Raw genomic sequence first — 15,194 nt, 5'->3', positions numbered from 1 at the left:
GACAATGTATAACAAATGGAGGAAGATCATGAAGACGACAGTCCTTGTTCTGGGTATGCTGCTGCTACCGGCGATTCTGGTCGCTGATGAAGTAGCCGTGACCGTTTACAATTCCAACCTTGGGGTAGTCAGCGAAACCCGCCTGCTTGAATTCGATAAGGGTGTGGGACAATTGTCATTTAGAGATGTACCGTCGGCTATTGATGCCAGCTCAGTCACTTTCGATGTTGTAGACCAATCCGGAGAAGTAGCAATTCTCGAACAGAATTATGCCTTTGATCTGGTCAGCCCTGAGAAAATCTACACGCGGTTCATCGACAAAGAGATCGACCTCGTTGACAAAGAAGGCAAGCTCTATTCGGGCCGGTTACTGGCATACAACAAAGGGGCCGTTACGCTTATGGAGAAATCGGGCGGGATAAAGATTGTCCAACTGGCTAATGTGACTGAAGTAAATTTCCCTCAACTACCTGATGGTCTCGTTACGCGTCCCACTCTGTTCTGGCGTTACAGCAGCAATCATGATGGATCGCTGCCGTGTCGGGTTGGCTATCAGACCGGCGGTATTAGCTGGTCAGCGGAATATATTGGTGTCCTCTCCGACGACGAAGCTGATCTCGATTTGTCCGGGTGGGCGTCAATAACTAACAGTTCCGGCAAAACCTACACGGACGCCACATTGAAACTGGTGGCCGGAGATATTCATCGGGCTCGTTCCGCTAAAAAAGGGCGTGGTATGGATATGGAATTAATGGCTGTCAAAGCGCCAGCTGCCGGTTTCGAGGAGAAGGCTTTCTTTGAATATCACCTGTACACTCTCCCCAGGAAAGCCACTCTGGCCGATCGGGAAATCAAGCAGATATCGCTCTTTGAACCGGCATCCACAAAAGTGATTAAGGAATTCATCTATCGCCCGGACAAGAATCCTAAGAAGGTGGAAGTGGCTCTCAACTTTACCAATTCCTCGGCTGCCGGACTGGGAATGCCACTACCGGCCGGTCGTGTCCGACTTTTCAAAGCCGACGACGACGGCTCTTTGATTATGTTAGGTGAGGATCGGATAGACCACACCCCGCGCGATGAAGAGATCGACCTCAAGGTCGGCTATGCTTTTGATATTGCCGCCGAAGAACGCTTGATGCAGCGTGATCAGATATCCCATAAGGTTGAGGACCGCACTTTCGAGATCGAGCTACGCAACCGTAAAGAGACATCCATCACGATCAGAATCGAGAAGAAACTGTGGGGGCTCTGGGAGGTTGTGGAGGCTAATTATCCCTATACTATCAAGGATGCTCAGACTCTCCAGTTTGACATAGGTACTGACGCAGGTGAGACTGCGGTTGTAACCTTCAAAGTTCGGTTTACTCAGAGGTAGATCGATGGTTGACAATGCCCACAACAAGCCCTACATTTTCGGCCAAACAGCCGGCATGGGGCCGGCGTAAAGAGGAGGTCGGTTTGAAACGAATAAGTATTGTATTGGTCCTGGCTATAGCCGGGCTGCTCGTAGTGGGGCAAGCAGATGCGAAGAAAAAGAAAAAGAATGTCGGGGCATATCTAAGTGGGTCCAGAATTGCCATTGTGGAAGGACGGCCGCAAGAGGCCCTGAGATTGCTGGATACGCTGGCCATAACTTATGGTCCTCATGCTCAGGCGCTATCGCTGTCCGGCCAGGTTTATGTCGATCTTATCGATGCGGTGTCCGATGCCGCCCAGAAAAAGCCATTGGTACAGATCCTGGTTGACTACTCAGACTCGCTGGCAATGTGCTGCGAGAACGAAGATATCAACAAGAAGTACCGTAAGAACTGCAACAAGTATCTGGAAAAGGCAGACTCGACCAAGATCAAGTACTGGCGAGAGTTCTATAATCTCGGAGTTGAACAACTAACAAACCTGGATGACCTCGCCGAGGATCTCAAAATCGAGACCGACTCCGCCTCGATAGCCTATATTGAACGGGACATTCAGGTCAATATCGACTCAGTTCAGAACAACATGATCCTTGCCATTCTTCTCGATCCGATTGATCATCGACCCTATGTGGCCATCGGCAATGCCTGGGAGCGCAAAGGCGATTTCAAGCAGGCAGCCGATTGGTTGTTAAAGGGACTTGAGAAAACAAGTGACCGCACATCGTTGCTCCTTCCCATCGCTCACAACTTTATCAAGCAGGATGACTATTGCGGCGCGATTCCTTTCTTCAAGGAACACTGCGAGGGAAAACCCACCGACGAAAACAACATGATGAACCTGTCCATCTGCTATAACAATTGCGAGATGCCCGATTCGGCTATGTTCGTCTATCGCGAAATGCTTACCATCAACCCTGACAATACTGATGTGCTGGGCTATTGCGGCCGGTTCTTTCTCGTAGAGGCTCAGTATTTTTCCGATTCTGCGAGCGATTACCGATTAAAAGACGACATGGAGACGGCCGACAAATTTGGTGCCGCTCGCACCGAAGCCTTTGACTCGGCCCAGGCATATTTCAAACAGGCGTTCAATTTACTCCCGGACAACCAGGATTTCGCGGAGCAGTATTCATTTGTCAGTGCTCTGTTGGAGGACTGTGAGAGCGCCATCGAAGGGTACGAGAAAGTGGCCGAACTTGATCCGGACAACGACGACAACTGGACCTGGCTGGGTGACTGCTATCTCCGGTTGGCTAGATATGAGAATGCCATTGTGGCCTATGAAAACGTCGTGCGGGTGAAACCTGGTGAATTGGCCGTTTGGGAGAACCTGGCCGATCTGTATCAGGAAGTCGGTAATAAAACCAAGCAAGATGAAGCACAAGCCAAAATCCGGGAGTTATCCAATTAACAGTCTGGGTCCGGGCTATGTCTCGACTCGACCGAGGAGATTTGAAACGGCAGGCCCAACGCCTGCCGTTTTCTTTTGAACAATGACATCAGTTTCCAAAACATCACTTCCTCTTGCCACCGTGGCTGTCCCAGGTCCTCGTCGCGCCACGTTTACCTATACCATACCACCTAACTGCGGTCCCCTTCAGCCGGGACAGCGCCTGTTGGTGCCCTTTGGCCGAGCGAAACGGATTGGGTTCTTCCTTTCAGAAACTACTGATTCCGGTGCGTACACAGTCAAACCGATTTCCAGTGTAATTGATCCAACCAGTTTTTTCCTTCGTGATTTGTTCGCGTTGTGTATGTGGATGGCTGATTATTACTTTGCCAACCCGGCTGATTGCCTGGCGGCGGCACTCCCGCCCCTGCTGAAGACTCTCGCCCGTCCACAACTCACCTGGAAAGGTGACAGTCACCTGATAAGTGATTCTCTGCGCCGGTTTTTCAAACTTGGAGGAAAAGTTACTCCCAGGGTGCGTCAGGCAATCGACGAGGAACAAGACGGTCTACTGAGGAAACTCATCAAAGAGGGCGCGATTATCGAGCAATGGTCACAGGTACGCAGGGACCTGTCGAGCCGTGTTGTCGGTTACCGGTGCTGTCGGACGGAACGATGGGCAGGGTATTTCCAGACCCGCAAAATCGAACCCAACCCATTCGAAGGTGTTCAAACCAGAGCGCAACTATTGGTCGAGGGCTGGACGACGTACTACATCAGCCGGGCTGTCAAAGATGGCCTGCTGGAGACGGTAGCATCAGGTGAGGTTCCTTTCGCGCCCGATATTCTAGCGCCACGCGACGACGTTGATCAAATTGCCCTGAACATCCAACAGCAAAACGTCATCGACAAAATCATGCCCTGCCTGAGAGGTGACGAAGTCACCTTTCAGCCGTTTCTTCTTCATGGTGTGACCGGGTCGGGGAAGACCCTTGTCTATTGTCATCTCGCCCGCGATGTCATACGATCCGGGCGCACGGTCCTGGTTATGGCTCCGGAGATAGCTCTTACCGGCGTTGTTCTGGCCTATTTCCGGGGGTTCTTCGGTGACCGCGTGACTGTGCTCCATTCGGCCATGACCGACCGCGAACGTCTGGATAGTTTTAATGGTATTCGTCGTGGCAAGTACCAGGTGGTCATCGGACCGCGTTCGGCGCTCTTTGCTCCTCTAGAGAACCTGGGCCTGATTGTCGTGGATGAAGAACACGATTCATCATACAAACAGAGTGATCCTTCGCCTCGTTTTCATGGTCGCGACTGTGCTTTGATGCGCTGCAGGATCGAGAAGATTCCGATCGTTCTGGGGACGGCATCACCGTCGGTCGAGTCTTACTATAACGCTCTGCATGGCAAGTATCGGCTTCTGAAACTGACTGAGCGTCCAGCCGGAGCCACTATGCCGCAAGTGCGGGTTATTGATATGAAATCAGCCCGTCTCGGCGGCGACACACCGTTTTTCTCATGGACCCTCAAAAAGGAAATTGACCATCGGTTGGAACGCGACGAACAAACTATTCTATTCCTTAATCGTCGTGGCCACTCGCCACAACTGAAGTGTTCCGAGTGCGGCCATGTGCCCAGTTGCCCCAACTGTCAGATCAAATTAACCTACCATCGTACGGGACGTAAACTGGCCTGTCACTACTGCGGTCATGCATCGTATGGACATGATCGCTGCCCATCGTGCGGCGGTGACGACTTTATCTATCGCGGGGTCGGTACCCAAAAGATCGAAGAGGTCATGCCGAAGTTGTTCCCCCAAGCTTCAGTCGCACGGCTTGATTCCGACACTGCCACCGGACGTCAGCGAATGCGAAATATCCTGCGGAGTTTTGCCACCCGAAAACGCAATGTCCTGCTGGGTACTCAGATGGTTACCAAAGGACTGGACCTGCCGGGAGTGACTCTGGTCGGGGTGTTATCGGCCGACCTGCTGATGGACATGCCGGATTTTCGAGCCTCCGAACGCACCTTCGCCCAACTGTTGCAGGTTGCCGGACGGTCGGGACGAAGCGATCTTCAGGGTGAGGTGCTGATCCAGACTTACTATCCCGATAACGAAGTGATCGCTTTTGCCGCAGGAGCAGATTACGAGTCGTTCTACAAAAGTGTCATCGAGTCACGACGTGACCTTTCTTTTCCTCCCTTCTCACGCCTTGTGAACATTATCCTTTCGTCGGGTGATGAGAAAAAACTTGAGGAAATAGCTCGCACCTTCAGTGACAACATGAGGGAGAAGCTGGCTTCATCTGGTGTTAGTGCCACGCTATTGGGACCAGCCCCGTGCCCGCTGTATTTCCTGCGGAAGAAGTTCCGTCGTAACCTCCTGCTGAAGACGAACCAGGTGGTGAAGTTGACCCGGATGCTGACCGCCTGGGAACTCGATCAACCCCGCTTCGGATTGCCCACCGCTATCAAGGTCAATGTGGATGTCGATCCCGACGACATGATGTAGGCAACAGTATCGCCGCGTTGTTACTGTAACATTCCGTTGAAACTACGAAACCATACACGGGTCTTCTCGTAATTCCACTTAGTATCAATTGCGAGAGTAGTTGGCTCAACTGGCAATCGATACTGGTAACAATGGAAGCGATACAGGAATAAATATGGAGGAATGAACAATGAGAACAATTAGTAAAACGACAATCTGTCTGTTACTTGCCCTGGCGGTTATGGCCACCAGTACACTTGCAGGAAAACACCGGGAGAAAAGCTGGACCTTCGATAAGAAAGAATCGATCAGGATCAAGACGATCTCGGGCGACTGCATTGTGAAAAAGAGTAAGACCGACCGGATCGAAGTTGAGGTGATCAGTTCCTATTCTCCACGCAATTCGTTTGAGCCAAAAGCGAGGGCAACCGGCCGGGCGGTAAGACTGTCGGAAAAAATGTACGGGTCCAACTCGGGCAGTTCCACCTGGTACCTCTCTGTACCTGAGGGAACCGAGATTGAGTTTTCATCAGCCTCAGGTGATTTGATCATCGCCGACATGAAAGGCGATTTTTCAGCCGAAACCGCCTCCGGCGATGTCCAGATCGAAAATTGTTCCGGTGAATTCGAGTTCAGCACTGCTTCCGGTGATATAGAGATGATCGACTGCCAGGGAGTGTTCGAGATGAGTACAGCTTCAGGGGAGATCGAGATGACAACCTGTCGCGGTGAGTTTGATCTGGGTACTGCTTCTGGTGATATTGATGCCGTCGATATCATTCTTGAGTTTGCCAGTTCCTTCTCAACTGCTTCGGGTTCGGTGGAAGTGACCCTGGCTGAAACGGCCGAGTTTGATCTGGAGGTTTCTACAGCTTCTGGTCGCGCGACGCTCGACTACGGCGGTAATCCAATCAAGGGTTCTTTTGAGTTTGTATCCAAGGATCGACGCGGACGTATCAGATGTCCCTTTGACTTTGAAGATGAACGACGTTTTGACCGTTGGGGCGACACCTATGTACGCAAGACTTTCACCCGTGATGGTGACGAACCGCACATTATCATTGAGACAGCCAGCGGACGCGCGACATTAAGTGAGGGGTAAATCGGCAGGTTCGATGATTTGAATATTCGCGAAGCGGCGGACCTTGTGTCCGCCGTTTTTCAATTGGGCAATATGCCTACTTCAGAAGGTCAGTCACAAACTGCGGCAGGGCAAACGAACCCCGGTGGGTGTCAGCATTGTAATAACGACAGGCAAGCCTGAGACTGTTATAACGTTTCTGATCAAAGTCCTCTAATGGATCATATTTCTTGCTACAGAAAGCAAACGACCAATAACCCGATGGATAGATCGGCATGAAACAGGTGTACATACGAACTATCGGGAATACCTCGCGCAGGTTGGCGTACAATGCTCTGACCGTTTTCGGATTATAGTATGGTGACTCCGACTGCGCCACCATAATTCCATCGTCGTTAAGACAGTCGAACGCTCGCTGGTGGAACGGTTTCTGAAAGAGATCGGCGGCAGGTCCTACCGGATCGGAGAGATCAAGCAGGATGACATCGTAACGTTGTTTTGCATCCTCGACAAATACCTTCCCGTCCTGAAACAGAACTTTCGCCCGGGGGTCATCGAGACCTTTTGTCAGGTATGGGAAATGTCGTTTGGAGACTTCCACTACCTTTTCATCCAACTCACACATCGTCCCATGAGCAACTTCAGGATGTTTCATGACTTCCGTAAGCGCACCGCAGTCGCCGCCGCCAATAATCAGTACTTCTTTCGGTGAGGGGTGCGCAAACAACGGAACGTGAGCCAGCATTTCATTGTAGGCGTTGTTGTCCTTGTCGCATACCATGAGCGAGCCATAGAGCGCGAGTATTTTGCCGAAATCTTTCGTTTCAAGAACATCAATTCGCTGGAACTCGGATTTGGTCGACTCCACGATACGGTCAACCTTGATCGTCAGACCGGACAGTCCGTTATGCAACTCCCGGTACCAGACATCCCATAGGTCATCCATTCCCTCTTCGCTGATGTAACCGGCGTTGATATTGCTTTTGTTGTCCATAGGTCTTAATCCACAACAGTGTATTCTGGATGTTTCAGAGCATTGAAATTCGATCCGGACACACTGCAATAGGCACCTGTCGCGGCGAACAAAATCCTGTCTCCAACTTCGTGCTCAGGGATCATCAAACCGTCGTACATAACATCAAACGAATCGCAAGTCGGACCGGCCAGAACGCTTAACCTCTGCTCTCCACGCCGATGGCAGATCACCGGGTATTGACATTGATCGTACACAATTCCGGAGAATGTGGAGTAGAGTCCATCGTCGAGATAGTACCACATTTTACCGTCGCGGAACGCTTTGCCCACTACGGACGTTACAAGCGTTACGGGTGTGGCGGCTATAGCTCGTCCAGGTTCACTGATAATAACAATACCGGGGCGTATGTGCTTATCAAGTGCGCATGCGATAGGCTTACAGAATTCTTCCATCGGTGCCACCGCCTCCACATATTCAACCGGAAAGCCGCCGCCGATATCAAGGACACGAGTGTCGAATCCGGTCAAATCGAGTTCGTTGATCAGTCCATGAGCGACCTCGATAGCTTTGACGTAGTTCTCGTTGTGAACACACTGCGACCCCACATGGAAACAGAGGCCATAGAACTCGTGCCCTGACTTCTCCACAAGGCGCGCCAGATCAATCACCTGGCTGGTTTCACAACCAAACTTATACTGAAGATTGACCACCGCCGCATGATTAGTGTGGCAGCGAAACCGGATTAGCAGTTTTAGCTTCTTGTGAGTGTACCGACTTAGTTTGCGGATTTCGTCGGGATTATCAACAACGAAAATCTCAACGCCCTCTCCAACGGCATAATCGAATTCCTGGAGTGATTTAATCGGATGCGAATGAACCAGCGTAGCTGGGTTGATACCGGTGTCGAGGGCAATATCAATCTCACCAGCCGAACAAACATCGAAATTCCCTCCCAGGCGAGCAACCTCCTCGATAAACAACTCGTGGTTATTCGGCTTAACCGCATAGTGGATTGAAGCCCGCGGCAGTGCCGCCTTCAGAGCACGATAGTTCTCCGCAATGGCCGATCGGGACAACAGCAATTGAGGCGTTGTAATATCAGGTCGCTCAAACAGGTCACGCATGAAAGCAGCCTCGATACCGCTTCGTCGTACCCGTCGATCCGGCGTGGACAAATCTATGAAGGGTGTCATGATCCGGGCTCCTTCAACTTGCCGGCTGGGCTTGCGGGTGATTGGCAGGGGTTGATTTGTGGCGAATGATCTCGTCATTGGCCGACGGAATACCGCGCTTGAGTTCACGCACCTGAACATCACCGGCCTTTAGAGCACTCCGCAACGATTCGAATGCTTTGTAAGGATCAACGGTCTCACCACAGGTGAAAAAATCGACCGCAGCATAGCCATACTCCGGCCAGGTATGGATCGAGCAATGCGATTCGGCAATCACGACCACGCCTGAGACGCCCTGTGGGTTATAACGATGAAACACCGATTTCACCTTCGTGGCTCCACTGCACCGAACCGCTTCGTTAAGGCAACGTTCGAGGAAATCCAAATCATCAAGTTGTTCACAGTCACACTGCGACAGTTCCACTACCAGATGGCGTCCAAGTATCTTCATCTTCCGTTGCTCCTTTCCGCTTCCCCGCACAACTACATGTGAGGCGGCGAAGTTACCCATAACAGCTCGGTGACTTTGTTTCCACGGTTCACCAGTTGGTTGGCCTGGTTGGCCTCAAAATAGAAACAATTTCCCTTCGGGACTTTATGGTGACCACCATTCATTACTAATGTCACCGCCCCTTTCAACACATAGCCAAACTGCTCCCCTGGCATTGGTTCGAGTCTCTCAAGTTTCTCACCCGGCTCAAGCCGCAGCAAAATGGGGTTCATGAGGTTATTGGTCGATCCGGGCACAAGCACTTCAAAATTGCTGACGCCCTGGCCAGTGACAGCCACTCGGTCGGCTGGACCAAAAACCGTCTGAGATGGTTCGGATTTGGTGAAGAAGTCAGCCAACGGTTCGCCCAGAGCTTCGAGAATGTCCGCCAACGACTCAAGGTTGATAGTGGTCTGATCGTTCTCAAGCTGAGAGATAAAACCTCTGGTCAGCTTGGCGCGGTTGGCCAGTTCTTCCTGGGTAAGGTCCGACGCCAACCGCAACGCCTTGATCTTCTCTCCAATTTGTAACTTCATTAGTCTCGACTCGCGATTCTATGATGTACGGTAAAAGCTACATCCGTGTTTAATAAAGCGTACAGATAATACGGGATTGATGTAACTTGTCAAGGGGAAATTCTGTCGATTATCCTTCGACTTCGCTCAGGATGACTTAAGGGGGAGAATCTTTGGTAGGGCAGGAGCCCTGTGCTCCTGCCAATTGAGATCGAAATCTGTCTTCAGTTTCGACAATTATAACTAACCTACAAATACTTGTCATGCCTGACTTGATCCGGCATCCAGCCTTGTAGGGCGAAACCCTTCTTAGCGGTTCCGCCATCCTGCTGTAGTTGGGTAGGGCAGGAGCCCTGTGCCCTGCCAGAGAAGGATGAGAGTGCTCTATAAGTTTACTTCGCCAGCACCATCTTCCTTGATTCTGTGAACCCGTCGGCCTCAAGCTCGTATAAATAGACTCCGCTGGCGAGGTTGGCGCCGTCGAATTTGGTGTTGTAGTTGCCACAGCTAAGGGTTTCATCCACGAGAGTCACCACCTGACGGCCAAGAACGTCGTAGACCGTGATCTTGACGTGCGATTTGCTTTTCACCGAAAAACTGATGGTCGTGGTCGGGTTGAACGGGTTAGGATAGTTCTGCTGTAGCAGGAAGGCTTTTGGGATGATATCTCCCGGCTCCTGTTCGACACTACTTGCAGAAGGACAAATCTTTGTCACGAAGGCGTCAAAGCCCCCTGCATAATCTGCCTGGTATGCGTTCTCTGTCGGGAAGTTGGAGGAACTAGTGAAACCCGCCACATAAGCGCAGCCCGAAGTATCGACTGCAATAGCATGACCTTGTTCAACGAAGCAACCACCCAGATAAGTACTATAGAGTAGACTATTGCCGGAACTGGCTAGCTTGGTCACGAAAGCGTCCCCCAACCCGCCCTGATAGGTCTGATATTGGTTCTTGACCGGGAAATCGGGTGACTGAGTATCGCCTGTGACATAAGCACAGCCAGAACCGTCAACGGCGATACCAAATCCCCAATCGTTGCCGCTACTACCCAGGAAAGTGCTGTAAAGAAGATCATTGCCCGATTCGTTCAGCTTGGTCACGAAAACATCCGACCCTCCTTGAGCCGCCTGAATTGCATTCTGGGTCGGGAAGTTAGATGAATATGTTGCACCCGTAACATAAGCGCAGCCCGAGCCGTCGACTGCAATACCCCAGCCCTCCTCGAAGTCCTCACCGCCCAGGAAAGTGCTGTAAAGCAGGCCATTACCGATGCTGTTCAGTTTGGTCACGAAAACGTCGCCCATCCCGCCCTGATAGGTCTGATACTCCCCCAAAGTCGGGAATTCCGATGACCTTGTATAGCCTGTAACATAGGCGCAGCCCGAGCTGTCAACCGTAATAGCGTAAGCATAATCATCCCAATTACTAGCGCCCAAATATGTGCTGTAAATAAGGCCATCGCCGGAACTATTTAGTTTGGTAACAAATGCATCTTCCATGGGGCTCGGATCGGTCTGATATGGGTTCTCGGTTGGAAAGTCAGTTGACCCAGTGTACCCTGTAACATAAGCGCAACCCGAACCGTCAACGGCAACACCCCAGCCAACATCCCATTCACTATCTCCAATGTACGTGCTGTAAGTAAGAGCATTGCCGGCAGCGCTCAGTTTGGTCACGAAAACATCACCGGGACCATTATAGCTAGTGTCATAAGCGTTTGGAGTGGTCGGAAAATCCGAGGAACAGGTATACCCTGTCACATAAGCACAGCCAGAACCGTCAACTGCGATACCGTAGCCCTTATCAACATCAACATTACTTCCACCCAGGTATGTACTGTAAAGAAGGTCATTGCCTGAACTGCTTAGTTTGGTCACGAAGACATCAATATAGCCTTGATTTGTCTGATATGCATTCTGGGTTGGGAAATCAGACGATTCTGTCCACCCTGAAACATAAGCGCAACCCGAAGCATCAACCGCGATGCCATAGCCACGGTCTTCGTCATAGGGGCCTCCACCCAGAAATGTGCTATAGCTCAATACCGGGTCGATGACCAGAGCGTACTGATCGTCATATCCGCCGGGTAGACAGAAACAGAATGTTTGATCATCAACCAGCGCGTATTCACATTCGACCAATTCGCGTATATCATCAACAACCTGATACACATGAGGTTTGTGCTCTACCACTTTGCCCCAGTCGGTCTCGACAACCAATTCGCCACGTTCGTTCACATTGATCGATTTCGTTCCTTCATATTGGACCATGATTTCCGATGGATCAGCACCCGGCAAGACAATGAAGTCATACTCCATCTGTTTACCATTGCCGTAGAATTTCAGGTCAATACCGGCATAAACATCTTCATACACGATTGCCTGATAGTTGGGGACATCGGTGTGCCATTTATCAGGATCATTGCCGATGAAATAGTTGCATTTGTATTCCATCATCTCAACGCCAACCATTTGCGGATTGGGATTTGACCCAACAAAGTTGGACTTGATTTCGATGGACTCGACGGAGTCCGGTTGGTGCATCAAATTAGGGGCAGACGAGGGCGTCTGCCGCCCACTTAAATATCGCTTGTCTATAACAGAGATAGGATCATTATCTTCTGATCTAATTGTTCGGGTGAATTGATAGACGGCGCCATCTTTAGTAAACCACATTGTGGCACCGCCAGCATTGGTACGGAATGACACCTGTTCATCCCACTGCCCTTGATTCTCCGTGAAAGCAAGCGGCATAGATGTGAGGTTTCTTGTTACCGTGATTGACTGATCACTGGCTACTGCAGATGTCGAGAATACGACTAACGCTACAATCATCACTGCAAGCAGGACGTTGTGGTTCTTCATCTGAGCTACTCCCCTGGATTTGAGTTCTCTCAGAGTGGCCATTTCTGGTATCGTACATCCACCCTGCTCTTGTATAGTATACGACAAAACAGCCCATAAATCAATGGCCCCGCTCAAACAACTTGACACCGCATTCCCAGGTTGTTATCATTTAAGCGGTTTAGCAGGCGCAGGAAAATGCCTGCCAGAACGAAAAAGCCAGTTGTAAACGGGAGGAACCAACCAAGGATGGATATAGCCAGCTATTCCTCTGATTCGCGGGCAGTAATCAAGGTGGCAAAGGAAGTTGCGGCGGAGTTCCGCCACGCTGAGATTACGGCCGAACACCTTCTGATCGCAGTTGTACGCCACGAAGGCTCGGATGTCGAGTCTATTCTCAATCAACTGGGCAAGAGTCCAACCATAGTAGCTAACATGGTTGAGGTTTTTCTAAAAGATCAGTCAACGCGCGCCTCGGCTCGTGAAAACCTCTCGCTCGCTCCCGAAGTCCAGGGGATTCTTGAAGCGGCTCTTGAGGAAAAAGCCAAGCTCTACGACACTCTGGTCGAACCCGAGCATATTCTTATAGCTATCTTCGATCCCAATTCCGCTCTCTCGCCACAGGTGCGTGAGAAAATTGATATTGCCAAAGAAGATATTTACAAAGCGATTGCCGAAGCCAAATCGGTCGAGGAGATAGCAACCGGCGGCTCGCCTACCGGTGAAGGGGTCGAAGGGAAAAGGGATGTCGCCGGTACGCTTAAGTATTGTATCGACCTGACCAATCAGGCTGCGGCCGGGGAGTTCGACCCCATGATCGGTCGCGAAGATGAAGTACAGCAACTCATACAGATTCTGCTCCGTCGCCGCAAAAACAGCCCCGTCCTGGTCGGTGGTGCGGGCGTAGGCAAAACGGCTATTGTCGAAGGCCTCGCCCAGGCCGTAATAGACGGTCGAGTACCAAAAGCGCTCCAGGGTGTCAAGGTGATGGAACTGGACATGGGCTCGCTTGTTGCCGGAGCCAAATACAAAGGTGAGTTTGAAGAGCGGTTCAAAGGTCTTGTTGGCGAAGCAATCAAATCGGCCGGACGAATCGTTCTTTTCATTGATGAAATCCACACCATTACCGCAGCCGGCAGTGGCAGCGGGGGGATGGATGCCGCCAACCTGATCAAACCGGCTCTCGCTCGGGGTCAAATTCGACTGATCGGCTCTACTACTAATGAAGAGTACACCCGGTACCTTGAGAAAGACAAAGCGCTCGACCGTCGTTTTGAACGGATCAAAGTCGAGGAGCCTGGTTTCAATGATTCCGTACGCATCGTCAAAGGGGTAGCTTCCAAATACGAAGAACACCACAAGATCACCTATACCGAAGACGCTATTATCGGTTCGGTCAAGTATGCCATCAGGTATCTTAGCGAACGAAACCTCCCTGACATTGCTCTGGATATCGTGGACGAGGCGGCCAGTGCGCTCTCGGTGAAGGAAGAAACGGCAGGTCGCACGATCCCTGAGATGGAAGAAGAAATCAAGGGGATCGAGAAGCTGATTGCTGCATGTGAGGGAAAAGACCCGGAGAAAAACCCCGATGAGTTCTCTCGCCTCAATGAAGCCCACGAGGAGTTCTCTCGTCGCATTGAGCGACTGGGGGATATGTGGGGGCATCGCCTTGAAACCGCAACGGGAGCACAATGATGGCCACAACTGATCTGAATATCGCCGAACTGAAGAAGACACTTGCTTCTCAGACCGAGAAGCTGAGCGCGATTAAGACTGTGGTTGAGAATCTTGAGCCGGTCGTCGATGAGGCCGATGTGGCAGCCGTAGTGGCCCGACGGACCGGGATTCCATTGTCAAAGATGATGACAGCTGAGAAGGATCGCCTGGTGAACATGGAGACCTTTCTCTCCAAGAAAATCGTTGGTCAGCAGGAGGCAATCAAAGCTATCGCCAATGCTGTGCGCAAAGCCCGGGCAGGACTGAAACTGGCTAACCGACCGGTGGGATCATTCCTTTTTCTGGGACCAACAGGTACCGGCAAAACCTATCTGCCCAAGTTGCTGGCAGAATTTTTATTCGACGACAAGAACGCTATGGTACGACTCGACATGTCGGAGTATATGGAGAAACATTCAGTTGCCAAGATGATTGGTGCCCCTCCGGGGTATGTCGGCTATGAAGAAGGTGGTGTTCTGACCGAGGCCGTCAAGCGCAAACCGTTTTCGATTGTGCTTCTCGATGAAGTGGAGAAAGCCCACCCGGATGTGTTCAATATTCTTCTGCAGTTGATGGATGACGGTCGCCTGACCGATGGCCAGAGTCGTACCGTCGATTTCTCCAACTGTATCGTCGTGCTGACTTCCAACTACGCTGCGGAGAAGATACTCGACGCCGACCGCGAGGAACGTGACGTCGATATGGATGAAGTGCGCCAGTTCCTGTTTACCAAGTTCCGGCCCGAACTGCTCAATCGCCTCAATGATATCATTATCTTTCACACCTTCACACCCGAGCAGGTGGAAGTTATCGCTGGCTTGGAATTTGAAAACCTGGGTGACATGCTCCGCGAGCAGGATATCACCGCCACGCTGAGTCCGTCCTCAAAGGCCAAGCTGGCCAAAGACGGCTATACTTTCGAGTTGGGAGCCAGACCTATTCAGAGAATTATCGAGAGAGATATTATCAATAAGATGTCGGTCGATATTATTACCGGCGCCATAGTCAAAGGCGATAACATAGCTATCAATGTCAAAGACGATGCCTATGTGTTCACCAAAGAAGAACAGAAGAGTTAATCTCATAGAAGAATGGA

Annotated in this window: 11 protein-coding genes; 6 read left to right on the top strand and 5 right to left on the bottom strand. The window is 51.0% G+C overall.

Annotated features, from left to right (window positions below; all coding sequences use genetic code 11):
• The first annotated feature begins 28 nt into the window (after nt 1–28).
• The 4 genes from KOO62_07830 to KOO62_07815 all read left to right on the top strand — a co-directional run bounded on the left by KOO62_07830 (nt 29) and on the right by KOO62_07815 (nt 6,404).
• Nucleotides 29–1,378, top strand: coding sequence for a DUF4139 domain-containing protein (locus KOO62_07830; protein MBU8933903.1), 1,350 nt, complete (start codon nt 29–31; stop codon nt 1,376–1,378).
• An 83-nt stretch (nt 1,379–1,461) separates the two neighbouring features.
• Complete coding sequence (locus KOO62_07825) at nt 1,462–2,829, top strand: tetratricopeptide repeat protein (GenBank protein MBU8933902.1); 1,368 nt, start codon at nt 1,462–1,464, stop codon at nt 2,827–2,829.
• 82 nt (nt 2,830–2,911) lie between these two features.
• Nucleotides 2,912–5,323 carry a primosomal protein N' gene (priA, locus tag KOO62_07820; GenBank protein MBU8933901.1) on the top strand — a complete coding sequence of 804 codons (2,412 nt, stop codon included), beginning with the start codon at nt 2,912–2,914 and terminating at the stop codon, nt 5,321–5,323.
• Between the two features lie 169 nt (nt 5,324–5,492).
• Complete coding sequence (locus KOO62_07815) at nt 5,493–6,404, top strand: DUF4097 domain-containing protein (GenBank protein ID MBU8933900.1); 912 nt, start codon at nt 5,493–5,495, stop codon at nt 6,402–6,404.
• 76 nt (nt 6,405–6,480) lie between these two features.
• Here KOO62_07815 and speE read toward each other — a convergent pair whose 3' ends face one another.
• The 5 genes from speE to KOO62_07790 all read right to left on the bottom strand — a co-directional run bounded on the left by speE (nt 6,481) and on the right by KOO62_07790 (nt 12,400).
• Nucleotides 6,481–7,359, bottom strand: coding sequence for a polyamine aminopropyltransferase (speE, locus tag KOO62_07810; protein ID MBU8933899.1), 879 nt, complete (start codon nt 7,357–7,359; stop codon nt 6,481–6,483).
• A 23-nt stretch (nt 7,360–7,382) separates the two neighbouring features.
• Nucleotides 7,383–8,552, bottom strand: coding sequence for a type III PLP-dependent enzyme (locus KOO62_07805; protein ID MBU8933898.1), 1,170 nt, complete (start codon nt 8,550–8,552; stop codon nt 7,383–7,385).
• A 13-nt stretch (nt 8,553–8,565) separates the two neighbouring features.
• The gene (gene speD / locus KOO62_07800) at nt 8,566–8,982 is read right to left on the bottom strand and encodes an adenosylmethionine decarboxylase (GenBank protein ID MBU8933897.1); all 417 of its coding nucleotides are present in this window, start codon (nt 8,980–8,982) and stop codon (nt 8,566–8,568) included.
• Nucleotides 8,983–9,014: 32 nt separating this feature from the next.
• Nucleotides 9,015–9,557, bottom strand: a complete 543-nt coding sequence (locus KOO62_07795; GenBank protein MBU8933896.1) for a helix-turn-helix domain-containing protein — start codon at nt 9,555–9,557, stop codon at nt 9,015–9,017.
• 371 nt (nt 9,558–9,928) lie between these two features.
• On the bottom strand, nt 9,929–12,400 hold the full coding sequence (locus KOO62_07790; GenBank protein ID MBU8933895.1) for an SBBP repeat-containing protein: 2,472 nt from the start codon (nt 12,398–12,400) through the stop codon (nt 9,929–9,931).
• Between the two features lie 228 nt (nt 12,401–12,628).
• On the opposite strand from KOO62_07790, the gene KOO62_07785 reads away from it, so the two are divergent.
• Both KOO62_07785 and KOO62_07780 read left to right on the top strand, forming a co-directional pair.
• On the top strand, nt 12,629–14,077 hold the full coding sequence (locus KOO62_07785; protein ID MBU8933894.1) for an AAA family ATPase: 1,449 nt from the start codon (nt 12,629–12,631) through the stop codon (nt 14,075–14,077).
• Nucleotides 14,074–15,177: an AAA family ATPase gene (locus KOO62_07780; protein ID MBU8933893.1), complete on the top strand. Its 1,104-nt coding sequence runs from the start codon at nt 14,074–14,076 to the stop codon at nt 15,175–15,177. Before KOO62_07785 ends, KOO62_07780 begins: the two co-directional genes overlap by 4 nt.
• Nucleotides 15,178–15,194: the final 17 nt, after the last annotated feature.

Source organism: Candidatus Zixiibacteriota bacterium (assembly GCA_019038695.1).
GTDB lineage: Bacteria > Zixibacteria > MSB-5A5 > GN15 > FEB-12 > B120-G9.
The sequence above is the reverse complement of the archived record's forward strand: the minus strand, read 5'-3'. Positions and strand labels throughout refer to the sequence as shown.

Coding starts and splice junctions, on each gene's coding strand:
- priA (MBU8933901.1), top strand. CDS start 2,912: ATGACATCAGTTTCCAAAACATCACTTCCTCTTGCCACCGTGGCTGTC.
- speD (MBU8933897.1), bottom strand. CDS start 8,982: ATGAAGATACTTGGACGCCATCTGGTAGTGGAACTGTCGCAGTGTGAC.
- KOO62_07815 (MBU8933900.1), top strand. CDS start 5,493: ATGAGAACAATTAGTAAAACGACAATCTGTCTGTTACTTGCCCTGGCG.
- KOO62_07795 (MBU8933896.1), bottom strand. CDS start 9,557: ATGAAGTTACAAATTGGAGAGAAGATCAAGGCGTTGCGGTTGGCGTCG.
- KOO62_07805 (MBU8933898.1), bottom strand. CDS start 8,552: ATGACACCCTTCATAGATTTGTCCACGCCGGATCGACGGGTACGACGA.
- KOO62_07780 (MBU8933893.1), top strand. CDS start 14,074: ATGATGGCCACAACTGATCTGAATATCGCCGAACTGAAGAAGACACTT.
- KOO62_07830 (MBU8933903.1), top strand. CDS start 29: ATGAAGACGACAGTCCTTGTTCTGGGTATGCTGCTGCTACCGGCGATT.
- KOO62_07785 (MBU8933894.1), top strand. CDS start 12,629: ATGGATATAGCCAGCTATTCCTCTGATTCGCGGGCAGTAATCAAGGTG.
- KOO62_07790 (MBU8933895.1), bottom strand. CDS start 12,400: ATGAAGAACCACAACGTCCTGCTTGCAGTGATGATTGTAGCGTTAGTC.